This window comes from Paenibacillus glucanolyticus NBRC 15330 (assembly GCF_004000885.1).
GTDB lineage: Bacteria > Bacillota > Bacilli > Paenibacillales > Paenibacillaceae > Paenibacillus_AQ > Paenibacillus_AQ glucanolyticus.
Window position 1 is genome coordinate 107,448 of the sequence record NZ_BIMC01000006.1, and the last position, 18,788, is coordinate 126,235.

The 18,788-nt window shown below is 51.6% G+C and carries 19 protein-coding genes; 14 read left to right on the plus strand and 5 right to left on the minus strand.

Translation table 11 applies throughout. The annotated features are described in order from the left end of the window. The first annotated feature begins 58 nt into the window (after positions 1–58). Positions 59–1,951, plus strand: a complete 1,893-nt coding sequence (locus tag PGL02S_RS11905; RefSeq protein ID WP_036642859.1) for a cyclic nucleotide-binding domain-containing protein — start codon at positions 59–61, stop codon at positions 1,949–1,951. 64 nt (positions 1,952–2,015) lie between these two features. Here PGL02S_RS11905 and PGL02S_RS11910 read toward each other — a convergent pair whose 3' ends face one another. Together PGL02S_RS11910 and pyk are read right to left on the minus strand one after the other, a co-directional pair. Continuing rightward, a complete protein-coding gene (locus PGL02S_RS11910; RefSeq protein WP_036642858.1) occupies positions 2,016–3,230 on the minus strand; it encodes an L-dopachrome tautomerase-related protein in 1,215 nt (404 codons plus the stop codon). A gap of 144 nt (positions 3,231–3,374) precedes the next feature. Beyond that, positions 3,375–4,790 (minus strand): pyruvate kinase, encoded by a 1,416-nt coding sequence (pyk, locus tag PGL02S_RS11915; RefSeq protein WP_006208439.1) that lies wholly within the window; start codon positions 4,788–4,790, stop codon positions 3,375–3,377. A 154-nt stretch (positions 4,791–4,944) separates the two neighbouring features. On the opposite strand from pyk, the gene PGL02S_RS11920 reads away from it, so the two are divergent. Then, positions 4,945–5,724: a helix-turn-helix transcriptional regulator gene (locus PGL02S_RS11920; protein WP_036642853.1), complete on the plus strand. Its 780-nt coding sequence runs from the start codon at positions 4,945–4,947 to the stop codon at positions 5,722–5,724. 47 nt (positions 5,725–5,771) lie between these two features. On the opposite strand, the gene PGL02S_RS11925 is transcribed toward PGL02S_RS11920, so the two are convergent. After that, positions 5,772–6,719, minus strand: a complete 948-nt coding sequence (locus PGL02S_RS11925; RefSeq protein ID WP_036642851.1) for an LCP family protein — start codon at positions 6,717–6,719, stop codon at positions 5,772–5,774. 331 nt (positions 6,720–7,050) lie between these two features. Between PGL02S_RS11925 and PGL02S_RS11930 the strand changes: the two genes are divergently transcribed. From PGL02S_RS11930 to PGL02S_RS11970, 9 genes are all read left to right on the plus strand, one after another. Beyond that, positions 7,051–8,094 (plus strand): LacI family DNA-binding transcriptional regulator, encoded by a 1,044-nt coding sequence (locus PGL02S_RS11930; protein WP_006208442.1) that lies wholly within the window; start codon positions 7,051–7,053, stop codon positions 8,092–8,094. A 204-nt stretch (positions 8,095–8,298) separates the two neighbouring features. Next, on the plus strand, positions 8,299–9,627 hold the full coding sequence (locus tag PGL02S_RS11935; protein ID WP_036642849.1) for an ABC transporter substrate-binding protein: 1,329 nt from the start codon (positions 8,299–8,301) through the stop codon (positions 9,625–9,627). Positions 9,628–9,699: 72 nt separating this feature from the next. Further along, positions 9,700–10,548 carry a carbohydrate ABC transporter permease gene (locus tag PGL02S_RS11940; RefSeq protein WP_036642848.1) on the plus strand — a complete coding sequence of 283 codons (849 nt, stop codon included), beginning with the start codon at positions 9,700–9,702 and terminating at the stop codon, positions 10,546–10,548. 18 nt (positions 10,549–10,566) lie between these two features. Beyond that, complete coding sequence (locus PGL02S_RS11945; protein ID WP_036642847.1) at positions 10,567–11,451, plus strand: carbohydrate ABC transporter permease; 885 nt, start codon at positions 10,567–10,569, stop codon at positions 11,449–11,451. Between the two features lie 60 nt (positions 11,452–11,511). Then, positions 11,512–11,967: a VOC family protein gene (locus PGL02S_RS11950; RefSeq protein WP_006208446.1), complete on the plus strand. Its 456-nt coding sequence runs from the start codon at positions 11,512–11,514 to the stop codon at positions 11,965–11,967. A gap of 31 nt (positions 11,968–11,998) precedes the next feature. Beyond that, on the plus strand, positions 11,999–12,475 hold the full coding sequence (locus PGL02S_RS11955) for a VOC family protein (protein ID WP_036642846.1): 477 nt from the start codon (positions 11,999–12,001) through the stop codon (positions 12,473–12,475). Between the two features lie 96 nt (positions 12,476–12,571). Next, positions 12,572–13,264: an SDR family NAD(P)-dependent oxidoreductase gene (locus tag PGL02S_RS11960; RefSeq protein ID WP_306766011.1), complete on the plus strand. Its 693-nt coding sequence runs from the start codon at positions 12,572–12,574 to the stop codon at positions 13,262–13,264. Between the two features lie 57 nt (positions 13,265–13,321). Then, positions 13,322–13,993, plus strand: a complete 672-nt coding sequence (locus tag PGL02S_RS11965; protein ID WP_036642843.1) for a ThuA domain-containing protein — start codon at positions 13,322–13,324, stop codon at positions 13,991–13,993. 173 nt (positions 13,994–14,166) lie between these two features. Beyond that, positions 14,167–14,913 carry a MerR family transcriptional regulator gene (locus PGL02S_RS11970; RefSeq protein ID WP_036642841.1) on the plus strand — a complete coding sequence of 249 codons (747 nt, stop codon included), beginning with the start codon at positions 14,167–14,169 and terminating at the stop codon, positions 14,911–14,913. Positions 14,914–15,004: 91 nt separating this feature from the next. Here PGL02S_RS11970 and PGL02S_RS11975 read toward each other — a convergent pair whose 3' ends face one another. Continuing rightward, positions 15,005–15,343, minus strand: coding sequence for a winged helix-turn-helix transcriptional regulator (locus tag PGL02S_RS11975; protein WP_036642884.1), 339 nt, complete (start codon positions 15,341–15,343; stop codon positions 15,005–15,007). A gap of 160 nt (positions 15,344–15,503) precedes the next feature. On the opposite strand from PGL02S_RS11975, the gene PGL02S_RS11980 reads away from it, so the two are divergent. Further along, positions 15,504–16,442 carry an aldo/keto reductase family protein gene (locus PGL02S_RS11980; protein WP_036642838.1) on the plus strand — a complete coding sequence of 313 codons (939 nt, stop codon included), beginning with the start codon at positions 15,504–15,506 and terminating at the stop codon, positions 16,440–16,442. A gap of 74 nt (positions 16,443–16,516) precedes the next feature. Here the strand turns inward: PGL02S_RS11980 and PGL02S_RS11985 are convergent, their stop codons facing one another. Continuing rightward, positions 16,517–17,491 carry an aldo/keto reductase gene (locus PGL02S_RS11985; protein ID WP_006208453.1) on the minus strand — a complete coding sequence of 325 codons (975 nt, stop codon included), beginning with the start codon at positions 17,489–17,491 and terminating at the stop codon, positions 16,517–16,519. A gap of 201 nt (positions 17,492–17,692) precedes the next feature. On the opposite strand from PGL02S_RS11985, the gene PGL02S_RS11990 reads away from it, so the two are divergent. Both PGL02S_RS11990 and PGL02S_RS11995 read left to right on the plus strand, forming a co-directional pair. Continuing rightward, a complete protein-coding gene (locus PGL02S_RS11990; RefSeq protein ID WP_006208455.1) occupies positions 17,693–18,157 on the plus strand; it encodes a DinB family protein in 465 nt (154 codons plus the stop codon). A gap of 125 nt (positions 18,158–18,282) precedes the next feature. Further along, positions 18,283–18,786, plus strand: a complete 504-nt coding sequence (locus PGL02S_RS11995; protein WP_006208456.1) for a CYTH domain-containing protein — start codon at positions 18,283–18,285, stop codon at positions 18,784–18,786. The last annotated feature ends 2 nt before the right edge of the window (positions 18,787–18,788 follow it).

The window sequence follows — 18,788 nt, forward strand, 5'->3', positions numbered from 1 at the left end:
ATGAATAGAGAGGAATCTGCCGTCGGGCGGATTCTTTTCGTCTATGGAGAGAATGTAAATGACGATGCTGGCAATTGATTTTTTGCGTAATCATACGCTGTTTCGCGGTGTGCCGCTGCATGAGCTGGAAGGTGCCGTCCAATCGATGCATGAAGAGCATTTTCATGACGGCGATGACTTGATTGTTGAGGGGAGCTACGGCAATTCCTGTTATTTCATCATGAGCGGACAGGTTCAGATCGTGTCCCGGAATTTGATCGGCCATACAGTGACGCTGGATGTCTTGGGCGAGGGGGCATTGATCGGGGAGGTTTCTCTGTTCCTTGAGGAAAAAAGGACCTCGGGTGCCCAGGCCATTGGTGAAGTGACGGCGCTAAAGCTGGAGCAGAATGCGTTCAGCCGTCTGGCCGCGGCTAGTCCGATGTTCCATGAAAGCTTGTCCTTCTCCGCCCGGATTCGCACGATGCATGCGATGCTGAGCAAAGCGACGATCTGGGCCGCGATCCCGAACGCGGAGCTGCGCGGGCTTGCGGAAGTTACGGTCAGACGGAAAGTCTACAAGGGCGACGTCATTGTAGCGGAAGGCGCCCTGGCGGACCGTTTCTACATGATCGCCGAAGGCCGCTTCGAAGTGCGCAGCGGTCGGCGGAAGAAGGCGATTTATAAGCCCGGGGATTATTTTGGCGAGATGGATCTGCTGAGCGGCGATGCGCATACGGGAACGGTGACGGCCCTGGAGAACGGCGAGCTGATGGTGATGGGCCGGGATGAATTTCATTTTGTTCTGCAGCAGTATGAGCCGGTCCGGCGGCAGTTCCATGAAGTGCTGCGGATTCGCAGGCCCGATCTGCTGTCGGATGAGGTGTTGGCTAAATTGCACCACACGGCAGCGGATACCGTCGCTCCGAATGCTCCGAAGGAAGCAGCGGCTGCGGTGGAGGCCATGAACCTGACTCCGCCGAAAAAGGAACGCTGGATGGATGTACTGCTGGCGCTTGGCGGTATCTTCGTTGTATTGACTGTGCTTGCCATCTGGCTGAAGCAGCCTCTGTGGATATATGCTGCGATGATCTCCGGCGGATTGGTGGGACCGGTGTCCTTTGTCGCTTATATGAGAAGCTCCCAATTGCTCGGCTTCAAGCCGATCAGGCTGGCCTCGGTATTCGTGGCCTCGGGTATCATTGCCGTGCCGATTGCCTGGATGCTGGAACGCTTATGGTCGGTTGGCAGTGGACTGGAGACCACGACGTCGGAGCATATTCAAGCAGCTCTTATGATCGGCGTCATTGAGGAAATTGCGAAGCTGCTGGTGTGTTTCCTGTTCCTCCGCGGCCGCAGACAGCGGTTTCTGATGGATGCTGTGGTATTCGGGGCAGCAGCAGGCATGGGCTTTGCTGCGATAGAGAGCATTCTGTACGGATACATGTACTTGCAGCAGCATGCAACTTCGGGGATGCTGGCTGTTCTGTGGGTCAGAGCCCTGCTGTCCCCATTCGGACATGGAACCTGGACGGCCATTGCCGCTGCCGGTTTGTGGTACGGGCTGAGAGGAGCATCGAAGCGATCTGCCCGCACGAATCGTGCGTTGAAGCCAATCCTGATGATGATATCCTTGCTGCTGCTCAGCATCCTGCTGCACGCGGCATGGGATTATCCTTATGCCGCCGGATTATGGAAGATGGCCGGCATGGTACTGGTCGGGGGTATCGGGATCTGGCTGCTCATCATGCTCATTCGCCAAGGCACGAAGGAGGAGCGCGAGATGCACCGTGCCGTCAACCCTGCCCAGCAGGTGGAGGACCGAATCCGGCATGCGGTCGGCCCGAACGCTGCCAGGGCGGGCCTCAAGGCATCCGGCTCCGCGCAGCCGTTGACCTGCGCGGCTTGCGGCACCGTGTCCCCTGTGGGGACGCGTTACTGCGGCCGCTGCGGCCAGGCTTTGCAGCTCTAATACATAAAGGGATAGGCAAAAGGCTTGAGAGCCCGGTCTGCCTATCCCTTTTTTTCATGGACCATTAACCATACAAGTACGACTTCACATCGGGCCCGATATAGGCTCTCCAGATGATCAGATTGTAGGGATCGTCCCAGTCGATATTTTGCGGCTCCTCGAACATGCGGTGCAGGCGGTTATTGTTGAAGATGATAGAGCCGAACTGATCAAAAGCCACCCCGTCTACCCACAGCATTCTATCGTCGGACAGCAGCTTGTTGAAGGAGCGGGTGTAGGGTGAATAATAACCGATGCCCTTGCCTTCCAGCATGGTGTAGAATACATTGCCTTTATTGTCCGCATGCATTCCGTCGGTCGTCGTTCCTTTGCTGCCCAGGGTCTGAACGGAATTCCGGATGATCGAATCGGGAATATTGAAATTCCGCAGCAGTGCTGTATCGATAGCGTACAGATTGCGTCCTGTAACCGCGCAGTAGAACAGCGTGCTTCTGTCAGCAGATAAAGCGATGCCGTCCGCACCGATTCGGACCGGCTTGTTCCGGTAGACCGGCTCGGTGTCGATCTCAAACCGGAAACGGGGCACGTCCTGCGTGCTGTAATGACTGTCCAGCACCCGCCGGAACTTCCTGGTTCTCATATGATAGACGATGATCCCGCCATACACCGGGTGGTCCGGAAAGCCGGAGCCTGAATCGGTAATATAGGCATAACCGTTCCGGTTATCCACTACGATATCGTTCAGGAACGATGTACGGGGCGGAGCGATATCGTCCGGGATGACAATGGAATCGATCAGGCGGTTTGTGCCGAGATCCCAGATGACCAGCTTTTGCGAGCCTTCGGGTGAAGTGTCGTAAGCGATCTTTCCCTGATCCAGAATCCACATCCGGTTATGTTCATCGATTTCATACCCAAGGACAGACTGCAGCATCTGCACGTCCCCCGGCGTATTCCACTCCCAGCTTGGAAAAGCATCCAGCACCGGCTTGCCGTTCACCATCACAATGGTGTTCAAGGTAGCGGGAATCCCTTCCGCCCAGCGCGGAACCGATACGTAGAAGCGTCCCTGCCGGTCTACTTTGACACCTGCGGGCATGCAGTGTTTCCAATACTGATGCTCCTCGAATCGCTGCTTCATCGCAGGATCCGGGAAATTCCAGTCCAGGCGGTTCCAGTGGAAGAGCATCTGGTATGGACTTGAATAACGGTGAGCTTGCTTGGGATGAGGGTTTGCAGACGGCTGCCACGGCTTCCCCATCTGATGCGGTATATACATGTTTAAGACCTCCGATACAATGTTCGGTTTATCCGATACGAAACAGCGCACATCACCCTTGCGCTGATTCCTCTGAGTTAGTTATATGCCCAGAGGGACGGATTGGCACCGAATAAATCGATTGGAGGCCTTATAGATTACATATTACACTTGCTGAACCTTAATGAGATTTGTGTTGCCGGATTGACCGATCGGCACACCGGCCGACAATACAATAATGTCGCCTTTTTCGATGTAGCCTGTCTTGATTGCATTGCGGGTAGCGGATTCGAACATTTCGTCCGTAGTCGTAACCTTGTCGCCTTTGACCGGAATGACGCCGGAGAGCAAGCAGATTTTAGCCAACACTTCTTCATGCTGCGTAACGGCAATAATCGGTGCCTGCGGCCGATATTTCGATATCATTCGCGCGGTAAATCCGCTCTCTGTTGCCGTAATGATGGCTTTGGCATTCAGGACGAGGGAAGAGCTGACAGCCCCTTGACTGATGACTTCGGTAATATCCGCCACTTGTTGTCTGGATTTGAATGCAAACTGCTCCTTGTAGTCGATCATCGTCTCGGCACGGCGGGCAACTGCCGCCATCGTGCGCACAGACTCAACCGGATACTTGCCTGCGGCAGATTCTCCGGACAGCATGACAACGTCGGCACCTTGAATCACCGCGTTAGCCACGTCACTCACCTCGGAGCGGGTTGGTCGTGGATTAACCTGCATCGATTCCAGCATGTGGGTTGCCACGATAACCGGCTTACCGGCGAGGTTGCATTTATCAATCATTTCTTTTTGCATCATAGGTACCTCTTCGATTGGCACTTCTACGCCGAGGTCTCCGCGGGCGACCATGATTCCGTCTGAAGCTTCGATGATGTCATCCAGGTTCTCCATGCCTTCACCGTTTTCGATTTTGGAGATGATTAACACATGCTCTGCACCGCGTTCCTTCAGGATGCTGCGGATTTCACGGATGTTATCGCCACTGCGCACGAATGAAGCGGCGATGATCTCGACGCCATTCTCCAGACCAAAGCCGATATGCATGATATCCCGTTCCGTCACACCGGGCAGCGTCGTCTTGATTCCTGGCAGGTTGACGCCTTTACGCGGCTTGAGAGTACCGCCGCTAATGATTTTGCAATGAATATCCTTGCCGTCAACATGAAGTACGTTCAGGTCCACAAGCCCGTCATCAATCAGTATACGGTCACCGGGTTTAACCACTAGATGCAGCTCGGCATAATTGACCGAGATGCGTTGTGCGTCCCCCAGAATTTCCTCTGTTGTCAGGATCAGCTCCTGACCTGCCTGCAGAAGGCAGGAAGCCTCCTTGAGCTTGCCGATACGCACCTCGGGGCCTTTAATGTCCATCATGATGGGCACATACGTATTTAATTCGGCAGCTGTCCGGCGAATATTCCGGATACGGGTTGCATGATCCTCCAGCTCTCCATGTGCCATATTTAAGCGGGCAACGGTCATTCCCTCCTGGATCATGTCCCTCAAGATGTCAACGGAATCGCACGCAGGTCCCATTGTACAGATCATTTTTGTTTTTTGCATGGTTGCTCCTCCTTTAATTGTATCCTCCAGCATTTTTTTGCAGCATTCGATTGAATTAAATCATTCTTAATGATCACATTGTAGCCTGTCTTGTCGAATCATGATATGAACTATAGTACAATGATTGGAATATAGTATGGAGATGAGGTGAATCATGGGTACCCCGGTGGAAGTACGGCAAGTTAGCGGTGTCGATTGGTATGAAGAAGCTGATCCAGAGCAGGGAACGTGGCACTTAAGCCTTGTGACATATGGAAAATGTGTATATTGGGTGAATGGAGATAAGCTGATTATGGAGAAGGGAGAGTTGCTGCTTATTCCAGCCGGTGTTCCGTATTATGGGAAGAGCATCCCCACCGTAACGCATACTCAAATCATGGTTCAATGGACCAAAGCGCTGTCGACGGGATTGTCGGTGCTTGAACGAGCAGAAGCACTGAAACATAAACCCGGCTGTTATGAGTTGATTCACGAGCGTTTGAAGGTAATTCATCAGCAGTGGCACGAGCGCCCCTCTTATTATGTCATCCTAATAGAAGCATTATTGACAGAAGTGCTGATTTATATCAGCCGGGAGCTCGACAGAGGCGCAATTACGCCGGAGAAACACCTGCATGTGGAGCGGATGAAGTCGTATATCGAGCGGCATTACCGCGAGAAAATAACAAAAGAGGAGCTCGGTGATGCCATTGCCAAAACACCTAATTACGCTGCCGTGCTGTTCAAGAGTGTCACAGGGCAGACGATCAGCCAATACGTGCATGCCCAGCGGATGAAGCGTGCGGCCTATTTGTTAACGGAATCGCAGCTGACGGTCCAGGAGATTGCCGAATTTCTCGGCTACCAGGATCTCTCCTATTTCTACAGGATTTACAGACGAGTGACGGGCAGCGCCCCGTCGGATTTGCTGCAGGAGCGTCCTCGGACGGTATAGAAAAAGCGAAAAAAAAGAGAGGGCTAAGCCCTCCCAGCACGTGTTATTTATTGAAGCGTGTCATTTTCGAATAGCTGCTTCACATACGCTTGCAATTTATTCTTGTCTACGCCAAGCACCTGTGCTCGTCCGACCTTCTCGTTGGACAACAGCGAGAACGGGGGAAGCTGCTGCTGGTCGATTTTGTCCAGATTCACGTCAAAGCCGAGAGCCATCAGCTTCAGCATTTCTTTGGGGCTTAAATCAGTCTCGATGTAGGGCGCAATCGAATCCAGGATGCCCGGAAGTTTGATAAGAGAGTTCGTGGTCTGCATTTTTTTGGCGACTTCCGTCATCAGGATGCGCTGTCGTTCCGTCCGAGCAAAATCAGATTTGGCATCATGCCGGAATCGCACGTATTGCAGGGCCATTTTACCGTCCAGATGCTGCAGTCCCTGCTTCAAATCAATGTCGTACATGTGCTTGTCGGCTTTGCTGGTATAGTACATGTCTTTCTCTACTTCGATATCGACTCCGCCTAATGAATCGACAAGCGCTATGAACCCGACAAAATCCGTATATACATATTTATGTATGGGCAAGTCTAACAAATCGCCGATGGTTTGTCTGGTCAGCTCGATCCCTCCATAAGCAAATGCCGAATTCAGCCGTCCTTTGCCATGCCCGGGAATTTCTACATAAGTATCGCGCAATAACGAGAATAGATGGGCTCTCTTCGTAACCGGATCGATGGAGGCAACCAGCATGGTGTCCGATCTGCCAGCGTCATCACCGCGGGAATCCCCGCCGATGAGGAGGATATTGATGCGCTCTTTTCCTTCCCATTTAGGAATTTCAACAACTTCGTTGTGAGCCGAATCAGTTTCTTCGGCTGGCTTCACAGCCGTGGAAATATGGTTTGAGAATTGGATGATAGAGTAGGTGTAGTAGGAGACGATCCCCAAGACTCCAATGGATAACAGGAGCATGGTGTATTTCAACCATTTTCTTTTCATAGTTCGTTTAACATCCTTTCTGTTATACGTTTGCATATTTGACCATTCTAGCAAACTACTGAGGAAAAATCATTTTTTCTAATAGAGACCGGGCAGGCGTAAGGAATTACGGCAATTTGGAGCCATCGTGATTTGATTATTTATATTGACAAAACATTTTGAAGCGATTACATTGTAAATGTAAACACGTGTTCACGATTCAGTGATAGTATCCGATTGACATGTCACGGAGAAATCTGCATAGAACCTTGTCTACAACCTTCTATGGACAACACAGTACATATTATATACACGCCCGTTTATGAACACGTGTTAATGAGGTGGGACCCGATTGAAAAAGTCTGAAATCAACAGCACGGAGATCGCCAGAATGGCCGGCGTTTCTCGCAGCACGGTAAGCAGAGTCATTAATAACTACCCGAATGTTCCCCAGGCTACGCGAGAGAAGGTCATGCAGGTGATCGAGCAGTATAATTACGCACCCAATTTCTCTGCGCGGATTATGTCGGGGAAGAGAACGTCGACGATCGGTTTGTTCATGGTTTCCCGCGAGGAAGTGTTTAACGATTCGCTCACCAACGCACTCATTACCCGCGTAATTGAGAGCGCATCCAAGAGAGGATATTACGTGCTGACCTACATTATCCGCAATACGAAAGACGATGACATCATGCGGAATGTGAAGAATACGTTCTACCAGCAGCGGATCGACGGAGGCATTTTTATCGGTGCAGCGAATCACGAGCCGTTCATTGAGGAGCTGATTGCGGATGGCTTTGTGGTCGGTGTGGTCGATCAGCATTTGGAAGGGCGCTCTGAGCCTAACCGGGTGATCAGCAATTTCAACAACCTGGAGGGGATGCGGCAGGGTGTCGATTATCTCTACAGTCTGGGACACCGCCAGATTGCGCATATTGCCGGAGACCCCTTGCGCTGGTCGGGACCGGAGAAGCTGGAGGGCTTCAGGCAGGCAATGGAGGCCCATGGCTTGCAGGTCCGGTCCGACTGGATCATTCCATCCAACTTCTCGGAGCGAAGCGGCTATCAATCCGTGCAGCATTGGCTCAAAGTGACAAAGGATTTACCGACAGCGATCTTTGCTTGCAACGACAGCGTTGCCTTCGGAGCGCTGCGTGCATTGAACGAGGCAGACATCAACGTGCCCGGCGATATTTCATTAATGGGCTTTGACGATCATTTGTTAAGTGCGAGGATTCATCCTGCGCTGACGTCCATTCATGTGGATTTTTCCGATATGATGGATGCTTTGACCGGCAAATTGATTGAAACGATTGAAGTCAGTTCGACGGATTCGAAGCGTTATGTGGGAACAACCGAGCTGGTGATCCGGGATTCCTGCCAGCCATTGCGGTGATGCATACGACAGCGTATTAGATTGGTTAACTATCAAGTTCAGTTTGATCCAGGAGGTTGGCTTACTCAGGTAAGCTGCTTCTTGATTCAAAATAAACACGTGTTCACAAAAAAAGGAGGGCAGTCATTCGCGTAATTTGCATCCAAATCAATAGAGAAATAAGGAGACGAGAAACTTATCCTAAACGAAAAGAGGGATTGGCCAATGAAGAACAGGGGATGGGTCTTGCTGTTGACTGTCTTATGCTTCAGTCTCGTTTTTACTGCTTGCACAGGTGCCTCAGAAGGGCAGAATGCAGGCGGAAACTCATCGAATGGAGGGAAATTAACGTATTGGTATCCATGGGGCGGTGATTCAGAGAAATGGGATCAATGGCGAATGGACGAATTTACGAAGGAGTATCCGGATATTGAGTTTAATGCTACTTATGTTCCGCCGGATGGCGGCATTTCGAATGGCAAGCTGCTTGCAGCGATTTCCGGGGGCAACCCGCCGGATGTTGTCATTACGAATGAATATGCAAGCGCATACGCACTGGCTGCCCAGGGGGCATTGATGCCGATCGACGACCTGCTTGCAGCTACGGATTTTAAAGAGGATGAAATTCTGGATGCTTACCGGGATCTAATGAAGGTGGAGGGCACAACGTACCTGTTCCCTGAGGATTCCAACGTCAACTTGCTGTACTACAATGTGGACCTGTTCAAGGAAGCCGGTCTCGATCCCGATCAGCCACCGCAAACGATTGAGGAGCTGGATGCTGCGGCTGAGCAATTAACGAAGCTGAATGGCGATAAAATCGATCGACTGGGCTTCATCCCTTGGCTGGACGCCGGGGACGAGTCGTACATGTGGGGTTATATCTTTGGCGCAGATTATTATGACACCGCTTCCAAACAAGTGAAGCTCGATGATCCGCACCTGATAGAGATGTACAACTGGATGAACACGTACGCACAGAAATACAATCCCGAGAAAATCAAATCGTTCTCTTCCGGTTTTGGCGGGGCGTTCTCCCCGGATCATCCATTCTTCTCGGGCAAGGTTGCGATGACCATCAACGGCAATTGGTTCAGCAACGCATTGAAGCAGTATGCTCCGAATGTGAATTATAAGGTAGCTGCGATTCCGGCACCGGATGGAGGGCGGAAGAACTCGTCCAACTTCGGCACGAATATCTTCATGATTCCCAAAGGCGCGAAGAATTCCGAAGCCGCCATGAAATTCATTCTGTTCGGGGTGAAACCGGAAATTATGGCCGACAACATCAACCAGTGGCGTTCGCTGTCCATATACAAGGAGCAAAACGACGCAATCAAGTGGGATAAAGAGGGCGATGAGATCTATAAAATCGTGCGTGAAGTCGCAAGCTCCCCGGATTCCGGCCATCCGGCGCTGACGGCGGTTGCCAAGGAGATGTCCAACGAGCTTATGCTGCTGCGCGACAGCGTGATCTATAACAACCATGATCCGCAGCCATTGCTTCAGGCTGCCCAGAAGAAGCTCCAGGAGGAAGTAGACAAGAAGAAGTAAGGGCGGCTTGATCAAGCTGTTATCAGTTGTAGGCACTAGTCAGCCGGACCTTCCGGTTAGAAGAAGTGTGAGGTGGTTTCTATCCGCACCAAATTCAAGGGACAGTCTATTGAAACCTATGTCATCTATATCATTCTGATTTTGGCCGCACTTGCTTATATCATCCCGTTTCTGTGGCTGATATCCGGATCGCTCAAGAGCAATACGGAGCTCTTCGCGGACCCGCCGGTTTGGATTCCGTCCGAGCCGGTATGGTCCAACTATGTAACCGCATTTCAGCAGTTTCCGTTCTGGCTGTACTTCAAGAATACGCTCTACATCTGCGCAATGGCGATCCTTGGCGGAGTATTAGCTAATACGCTGGTTGCTTACGGCTTCTCCCGCATTGAATGGAAGGGCCGCGATGCCTTGTTTATCGTAGTGCTCATGACGATGATGCTGCCGTTTCAGGTGACGATGATACCGCTGTTTGTCCTGTTCCAGAAGTTCGGCTGGATCGGAACGTTCAAGCCGCTGGTGGTTCCGGCCTTCCTTGGCAATGCGTACTTTATCTTTTTGCTGCGGCAGTTTTTCATAGGCATCCCCAAAGAGCTGTCCCAACCGGCCAAGGTGGACGGTGCATCGGAGTTTCGTATTTACTGGCAGTTAACTCTGCCGCTATCCCTGCCCGTCATTATAACGGTGGCGATCTTCGCCTTCACAGGAGCCTGGGGAGACTTTATCGGTCCGCTCGTCTTCCTGAGCGATAACAAGCTGTATACGCTGTCGCTTGGCATCCAGCAGATTATGTCCGTCAACGATCCGCGCTGGACGCTGCTGATGGCTGTCGGCGTGAGTATGACCCTGCCGGTGCTCGTCATCTTTTTCCTGCTTCAAAAATATTTCATCCAGGGGATTACCTTCTCGGGAATTAAAGGATAGAGGGGAGATGGGGGCATCATGTCTTCCAAGACAGACCGTAAAAATCTGAGGAATGGGCTGCTGTTCATTTCACCCTGGATCATCGGGTTCCTGCTATTTACGGCATATCCATTGTTCAGTTCATTGTATTACTCGTTGACTGATTACAACATCATCAATGAGCCGGTGTGGGTGGGTCTGGACAATTACGTCAAGCTGTTTACGGGGGATTCCTTATTCTACAAGGTGCTGTACAACACGCTGTTCATGATTGTGGTTGGCATCTCGGTGACAACGGTCGGGTCGGTATTCATCGCGATTCTGCTGAATAACCGGCGCATTCGGGGCTTGGCTTTCTTCCGGGTGGTGTTCTTCCTGCCAACGCTGGTTCCGCTTGTTGTGCTGTCGATTCTCTGGATTTGGGTGCTGCAGCCGGACAACGGCGTGCTTAATACGATTCTCGGGTTCATCGGGATCGAGGGACCCGGTTGGTTTTCCAGTCCTTTTTGGGCAAAACCGGCTTTTGTGCTGATGGCACTCTGGGGCTCGGGACAGATGATCATTATTTATCTGGCAGGGCTCCAGGGCATTTCGGATTCCCTCTACGAAGCGGCTTCAATCGATGGGGCCAGCTCATGGAGACAGGTGCTTCATATTACAATTCCAATGCTGAAACCGGCGATTGTATTCAATGTCATTACGGGCATGATCGGGACGCTGCAGTCTTTTGCGGAATCCTTCATCATCACAAACGGCGGTCCGGACGGCTCCACGATGTTCTATTCCCTGTACCTGTATCAAAATGCCTTCCAGTATGCCAAGATGGGCTACGCTTCGGCCATGGCCTGGATCCTGCTCGTCATTGCGCTGCTGATCACTTTAGTTTTATTCAAGCTATCCAACGGGTTTAAAGCGGAGGAGTAATCTGCTCCGCGTTAATATACCAAGCCATCAAACTTGATCTTAGAAGGAGATATGGAAATTATGGAGCAAAGTATGCTGGGAACCAAAGTCATTACACAGATCGGAATTATCGTGAAGGATATCGAGAAGGTGGGAGCGAGTTATGCTAAATTTTTCGGCATCCAGCCTCCGACATGGTTCTGGACCGATACTCGGGAAGTCGCACAGACCGAATACAACGGCGGTCCTTCGGAAGCCCGTTCGAAGCTGGCTTTCATTGACTGCGGCCAGCTGCAGGTGGAACTGATTGAGCCGGATGAGCAGCCATCGACCTGGCGCGAATTTCTGGATACGCATGGCGAAGGGGTCCACCACATTGCATTTGTCATTGAGGGGATGAAGGAGAAGCTTGAGATTCTGAATGGCAGCGGCATGCCTCTAATCCAGAAGGGGGAATATACGGGCGGCCGTTACGCCTACGTGGATACGTTTAGTGAGCTGAAGGTACTGATCGAGCTGCTGGAGAACGACAAATAAGAATTATCTTCATGATGAAGGAGAGAGCCGAATGAATCATATGGAGAACAATCACTTGCTCAAAATGGGAATCGTCGTCCATGATATAGAAGCGGCGGCCCGGCACTATTGTGAATTATTCGGCATGGAGATGCCGCCTATATCGATACCCGATCCGCATGCCGCACCGGAACCGACGGAGGATTCGTATACGTGGCAGCGGGGGGAGCTTCGCCCGACCCGGACGAAGATGTGTGTCCTGAAGATGGGACCGATGGTGCTGGAATTGCTGGAGCCCTATGATGAGCCGAGTCCGTGGAATGAATACAAGCAATCCCGCGGGCAGGGCGTGCATTTTGTAATGTTCACCGTGAACGGTTTTAATCAGCATATTGATTTCCTGGAAGGGAAAGGGTATCCGCTGAACCATAAAGGCGAGTATGGGGCAGGCCGTTACGGCTATTTTGACTCCGAAGATAAACTTGGCGTTACGCTTGGATTGCAGGAGCTCGGTCCGAAGCAGGATTAGAGAGGTATGCACAACGGGAACGAGAAGAATGATCCCATTCGCAGAGAAGGAATAGAATGAAGTCAACCATCAAAGGGGTGAACCATATTGAACATCGTGATCACCGGAGCCAATAAGGGGCTGGGCCTCGAACTGACGAGGGAGGCGCTTGGCCGCGGGCATCAGATCGTGGCGGGCGTACGGAACACAGAGCGCAGTCATCCAGAGCTTCGAGCACTGCGATCCGACTACCCGGCGCAATTACAGATCATGAATCTCGATGTGGATCAGGAAGACGTCATTGCATCCGCGGCAGAAGAGATCCATGAGATGTGGGATCAAGTGGATGCGGTCATTAACAATGCCGGCATTCTGAATGGCCGGGATCAAGTCATCGAGAACTTAAACTTTGACGATGTCGAGAAGAGCATGCAGACCAATCTCTATGGGCCCATGAAAATGGTAAAACATCTGCTGCCACAGCTCCGCAGGAGTTCGGCACCCGCCATTATCAACGTATCGTCCGAGGCTGGCTGCTTCACGGGCGCCTATGGCGGCGATTATCCGTATGCGATATCGAAGAGCGGACTGATCTTCTTCACGGCCCAGCTCCGCAAGGCGCTTGCTGCCGATAATTTCATGGTGTACGCCGTGCATCCCGGTTGGATTCGTACCCCGATGGGCGGAGATCAGGCACCGGGTGATCCCGTGGATACCGCCAAGGGCCTGCTGGATCTGGTGGAACGCCGCATGGTGCCGGAGCAGGACGGCTGGATGATCAATCATAAGGGCGAGACGATGCCTTTTTAGATCAGGGCCTGCGTTTCGATCCTATGAGTGCTGCACCAAGGAAAGGAGGAGTTTATAATGGCACAACCCAAACACATACTGGCCATCGTTGGCGATTTTTATCATGACAGACAGCTCGCCACGGATTCCCTGAACCGAATCGTGAAGCCCTTTGTGGAACAAGGCCTGGTTCAGCTTCGCTATGGGGCCGTAACCGAATTAGCCGATAGGCTGAAGGAACAGCCGGATGCGGTGGTGCTCTTTGCCGAGGATCGGATTGATCCTCAAGGGAGCCCTGACAAGCGCTGGATGACCAGCGAGGCGGAGCATCAGATTCAGGCTTATGTTGCCGCCGGTGGCGTATGGATAGCCTGGCATTCGGGGCTCGCGTCATATGCGGAGGATGGAGAGTACGTTAACATGCTGCGCGGCAGCTTTGACTATCATCCGGATGTGCACCGCGAGGTGATCTATACGCCTGTAGCCGGGACAGCTCTGGGAGGAGGGGGCGATCGCTTCGGCTTTCTGGATGAGCATTACTTTGTGCATTGCCGGGAAGAAGAGACGGAAGTGTTCCTTCGTTCGGAGTCTGTGGACGGGGAGTCCGTCGCGGGCTGGGCTCATCCTTACGGAAGCGGGAAAGTGGTCTGCATCACGCCTGCCCACCGGGAGGAAGGACTGATGAACGAGGCGTTTGCAAGCGTAATGAGACAAGGGGTTGCTTGGGGATTGGAACTGGAACAGCCATAATGGAATTGCATGACCTGAAACCAAGAGAACATGAGGCGTCTTATATGCGATATAGTATACGGTAAGAACTAGATGAGGCGGGTGCAGAAGCACTCGTCTTATTTTTAGGTTTTTTCGGTTTGACTCTCCTCTAAGAGGAGGCCTTAGACTGAAGGTCGAAGGAGGGAACACCTATGTTATATACGGTAAAAGAAGTGTCGATTCTGTCCAAGGTGACCATCAAGACACTGCATCATTATCATAAACTCGGCTTGCTCTTGCCTGCCGAAATAAGTGATGCCGGTTACCGGTTGTACGGGACGAAGGAGCTGGAACGGCTGCAGCAAATCCGGTTTTACCGGGAGTTGGATTTCTCTTTGGAGCAAGTTAAAGAGCTGCTGACGGAGACGCCGGAGCGGCTCTCCATCTTGTCAGAGCAGGAGCAGCTGCTCCAGGAGAGGCAGGATCGACTGGAGAGCATCCTTCAGACTTTACGGCGTTCCATTCATTACACGAAGGAGGGTCTGGCGATGGAACCTCAAGATCTGTTTAATGGCTTCGGCAGTGCAGAAGAATGGGAGGATGCGTTAGCGGAGCAGAATCAGCATCTGAAAGAGCAGTATGACGTGGATTTGTTGGAGGGGGAGCCTGTCGATGTTTCCAGTATGAACGAGCAGGCGAGGGAAGCAGCCGCTTTTATGTCCGCCATAGCGAATGCTCTCATAACCGGGATCAAGCACGATGATGAGCGTGTTCAGCTTTCGATTCGGAATCATCTGCAGTTTATGAACGAGCAGGGTCACACCTTCTCGGCTGCCGATTTTGCGGGGCATGCGAAGTTCTTCCTGCGTGATGAATTTCATCTTCGAATGCTGGAGGAGCAGCAGACGGGACTGGCTTATTATCTGCATGCAGCTGCGGAGGCTTACGCGGAAGTGTGATGAAGCCGGGTGAAACGGTCAGCCGAATGCCAAACAAGACACCTTTTCTATTACGAAAGGTGTCTTGTTTTATATGGCTTATATGAGAGAGTCAGGTCCACCGCGCCGCCCACAGCTTCATTTCCTTGCAGATGACGTGCAGATCCATGCCCTTGGGGGTCAAGGTGTACTCGACCGTAACCGGAACGGTAGGGAATACCTCGCGTTCAAGCACGCCCTGCTCTTCCAGATGGCGAAGCGTTGTGGTCAGTGCCCGCGGACTGACGTTCGGAATCTTCCGCTGGAGCTCGCCAAACCGTTTCGTGCCGCCGAAGAGCTCGCGGATGACAAGAAATGCCCATTTTCCGCCTAAGACCAGTAGCGTTTTTTCGATATTGCATTCGATATGTTCGGGTGTTTTGGGTATGTAGCTGCTCGATTTATTCCCCATCATGAAAGGCTCCCTCCGATATTCTACTAACTATACTCAAGTATATCAGCTATCCTCTCTATAATATAGTGAAGAACATTTCACTTCTTCCCTAAGAATAGGAACTAATTTAGAATAACAGATGTACCACCATCGTTATCTTATTGAAGGAGGAATTGCAATGAAATATAGAAAATTGGGCCGCACAGGACTCAAGGTCAGTGAGATCAGCTTGGGAAGCTGGCTTACATACGGCGGTTATGTTGAGCGCGAGAACGCGGTGAACGCCATCAAGACGGCTTATGACCTGGGTATTAACTTTTTTGATACAGCGAACGTCTATGAAAAGGGTGCGGCTGAAGTGTTGGTTGGCGAAACGCTGAAAGCGTATCCGCGTGAATCGTATGTGCTGGCGACCAAGGCTTTCTGGCCGATGGGTGATGGTCCGAACGATCGCGGCTTGTCCCGCAAGCACATTATGGAGCAGGCTCATGCCAGCTTGAAGCGTCTGGGCCATGATTATGTCGATATTTTCTACTGCCACCGTCATGATCCGGAAACACCGCTTGACGAAACCCTTCGCGCGATTGATGATCTCGTTCGCCAAGGGAAAGTGCTGTATGTTGGCGTCAGTGAATGGCAGGCTTCGCAAATCGCGGAAGCATTGACCGTAGCGGATCGTTATTTGCTGGACCGTATCGTGGTAAACCAACCGATCTACAACATGTTTGAACGTTATATCGAGAAGGAAATCATTCCGCTCAGCGAGCGCTCGGGCATCGGTCAGGTGGTATTCTCCCCGCTGGCCCAAGGACTGCTCACAGGGAAATACACCTCCGCTTCGGATATTCCAGCCGACAGCCGCGCTGCGAAGCTGGATTGGATGCGCAAAGGCATTACCGAGGAAAAAATCGCGAAGGTTCATGAGCTTGAGAAGATTGCGGCAGAGCTTGAGGTGTCCGTAGGCAATCTGGCGCTTGCCTGGATTCTGCGTCAACCAAACGTTGCCAGTGCGCTTGTCGGCGCAAGCCGTCCGGAACAGGTAACCGAGAATGCGAAGGCATCCGGCATTGAACTCAGCGAAGAGGTTCAAACTCGCATTGAAGAGATCCTGAAATAGAAAAACAGCAGGCCAGCTTGAAATGGAAAGCCGCTCAACCATTCGTTGAGCGGCTTTTTTTTGGCGTGGTTTATTTAACCCAGTCGATACGTCGCAAATGGCTTGGCATACACAAAGCCGTTGCTGACTTCGTCCAGGCTCGAACCTAGTGTCTCATCGATCTCGATTTCCAGACTCTTCAGATTATCATCCAGCTGCTCGGTTTTCGTAGCGCCGACAATGACCGTGGACACCGCAGGGCGATTCATCAGCCAGGCAAGGGAAAGAGCGCTTGGGGATTGACCGTGCTCTGCGGCGAGCTGACTGACTTGCTGACCGAGCTTTAGATTGTGATCTTCCAGGAAGCGATTGAAGTTCGGATCGGTCTCGGCACGGGAGCCGGAAGGCGTGCTGCTGCCTTGGCTGTATTTGCCGGTAAGAATACCGCCAGCCAGAGGGAAATACGGAATGATGCCAACGCCCTGATCCAGACAGAGGGGGACCAGCTCCAGTTCCGGTGTTCGGTCCGCGAGAGAGTAACTCGTCTGGGTGGACACATACCGGGCATATCCTTTAAGCTCGCTGATGCCAAGCGCCTTCATAATTTCCCAAGCTGCATAGTTGGAGGCGCCGATATATCTCACTTTTCCCGACGACATCAGGTCATCCAGCGTGCGCAAGGTTTCCTCAAGAGGAGTATGGGGGTCAAAGGTATGAATCTGATACAGGTCCACATAATCCGTCTTCAGCCGCTTAAGGCTGTTCTCAAGCTCTTGCAGCAGATGATAACGGGAGGAGCCCCGCTCATTGGGTCCCTGGCCATTCACAAGTCCTGCCTTCGTAGCCAATACGACGTTATGACGCTTGCCGGACAGTGCTTGTCCGATGATTCGTTCCGATTCAGAGCCCGCATAAATGTTGGCGGTATCGATGAAATTGATGCCATGGTCCAGTGCATGGTCGATAATGCGTGTCGAAGTCTCTTGATCGGCCCTTTTGCCAAAAGCATTCGTGCCCAGGCCGAGCTTCGAAACCTTGAGTCCGCTGCTTCCGAGACGGCAGTAGTTCATCTTGATCGACTCCTTTATGTACAGATTTACTATAGTATAAACATTTTCACGGGAGCGGTCCAAATGGATCAGGGTCAGAACAGCACGGCACTGTTTTGTGTCTACCTTCAAAAGGCTGCGGGAAATCTCCTGAGGCTCCTTGCGATAGGGAGAATACTACGTTAGTATAGTTACGTACCAATAGGAAGGGGTTATTATAATATGAATGAAGCTATTTTCAATCAATTGGATTTTGCTAGAGGCGGAACGATCAAAACGGTAGAAAATGTAACGGAGCAAGAGGCCAATATCATTCCGGAGGGATTCACGAACAATATTCGCTGGAACCTCGGACATATCTACACCGTGCATGAACAGTTCGCTTTTGCAACGGCTGGTGAGCCTGTACAAATGCCGGAAGGCTTCGAGGCATGGTTCGCAACCGGTACCAAGCCTGCGGATTGGACCACTGAGCCGCCTGCGTTATCCGAACTGGTAGCGCTTTTGCAAGAACAAACCGCGCGTATTCGCGAAACCTTCTCGAATCGTCTGGACCAGTCTCCAGCACATCCGCTGACCATCGGTCCACTGACGTTCCAAACCGTGGGCGAGCTCCTTGCGTTCAGCATGTATCATGAAGGCATGCATACGCAGACCATCAAGTCTTATAAGAAAATGATACGTTAATCATGAGAAGCGATAGAATGGTATCCTTGCGGATGCCTTCTATCGTTTTTGGTTTGCCCCCTGGGATGATCGATCCTTATAATGAAATTAGCAGATTGGAATAACGATTGGAGGATATTACGATTATGGCTATAGAAATAGAACGCAAATACCTTTTGCCGGCATATCCCGATGCCTTGATTCAGGAAGGAATACTCGTGGTTGAGAAAGAGCAGTTCATCGAGCAGACGTATTTGGCACTGGACGGCGATCAGGAGCTCAGGGTACGCAAAATACAAGATTTGAAGTCCGGCCGGCTAGAGTTCACCCATACGTTCAAGAAGGGCTGGGGCATTGCCCGCGAAGAGATAGAATACGCCATTTCGGAGGGGCTGTATGAGCAGGTGGTGCAGGCGTTTGGAGCGGTTCCACTGACCAAGCGAAGAGTAACCGCCAGATGGGACAATACCTTAATTGAAATCGATGATTACGCACAGATCCAGATGCTTGTGCTTGAAGTGGAGTTTCCTTCTATGGAAGCGGCAGACGGCTTTGTGCCTCCGGCGTGGTTCGGACAAGATATCAGTATGGAGAAACAATACAGCAACAAGAAAGTATGGCGTGATCTGCAAGTGAGCAAGGAAGCGTAGCT

What these genes read in the sequence shown, in the direction of transcription:
- PGL02S_RS11905 (WP_036642859.1), top strand. Translation starts at nt 59, where the DNA reads ATGACGATGCTGGCAATTGATTTTTTGCGTAATCATACGCTGTTTCGC.
- PGL02S_RS11910 (WP_036642858.1), bottom strand. Translation starts at nt 3,230, where the DNA reads ATGTATATACCGCATCAGATGGGGAAGCCGTGGCAGCCGTCTGCAAAC.
- pyk (WP_006208439.1), bottom strand. Translation starts at nt 4,790, where the DNA reads ATGCAAAAAACAAAAATGATCTGTACAATGGGACCTGCGTGCGATTCC.
- PGL02S_RS11920 (WP_036642853.1), top strand. Translation starts at nt 4,945, where the DNA reads ATGGGTACCCCGGTGGAAGTACGGCAAGTTAGCGGTGTCGATTGGTAT.
- PGL02S_RS11925 (WP_036642851.1), bottom strand. Translation starts at nt 6,719, where the DNA reads ATGAAAAGAAAATGGTTGAAATACACCATGCTCCTGTTATCCATTGGA.
- PGL02S_RS11935 (WP_036642849.1), top strand. Translation starts at nt 8,299, where the DNA reads ATGAAGAACAGGGGATGGGTCTTGCTGTTGACTGTCTTATGCTTCAGT.
- PGL02S_RS11945 (WP_036642847.1), top strand. Translation starts at nt 10,567, where the DNA reads ATGTCTTCCAAGACAGACCGTAAAAATCTGAGGAATGGGCTGCTGTTC.
- PGL02S_RS11950 (WP_006208446.1), top strand. Translation starts at nt 11,512, where the DNA reads ATGGAGCAAAGTATGCTGGGAACCAAAGTCATTACACAGATCGGAATT.
- PGL02S_RS11955 (WP_036642846.1), top strand. Translation starts at nt 11,999, where the DNA reads ATGAATCATATGGAGAACAATCACTTGCTCAAAATGGGAATCGTCGTC.
- PGL02S_RS11965 (WP_036642843.1), top strand. Translation starts at nt 13,322, where the DNA reads ATGGCACAACCCAAACACATACTGGCCATCGTTGGCGATTTTTATCAT.
- PGL02S_RS11970 (WP_036642841.1), top strand. Translation starts at nt 14,167, where the DNA reads ATGTTATATACGGTAAAAGAAGTGTCGATTCTGTCCAAGGTGACCATC.
- PGL02S_RS11975 (WP_036642884.1), bottom strand. Translation starts at nt 15,343, where the DNA reads ATGGGGAATAAATCGAGCAGCTACATACCCAAAACACCCGAACATATC.
- PGL02S_RS11980 (WP_036642838.1), top strand. Translation starts at nt 15,504, where the DNA reads ATGAAATATAGAAAATTGGGCCGCACAGGACTCAAGGTCAGTGAGATC.
- PGL02S_RS11985 (WP_006208453.1), bottom strand. Translation starts at nt 17,491, where the DNA reads ATGAACTACTGCCGTCTCGGAAGCAGCGGACTCAAGGTTTCGAAGCTC.
- PGL02S_RS11990 (WP_006208455.1), top strand. Translation starts at nt 17,693, where the DNA reads ATGAATGAAGCTATTTTCAATCAATTGGATTTTGCTAGAGGCGGAACG.
- PGL02S_RS11995 (WP_006208456.1), top strand. Translation starts at nt 18,283, where the DNA reads ATGGCTATAGAAATAGAACGCAAATACCTTTTGCCGGCATATCCCGAT.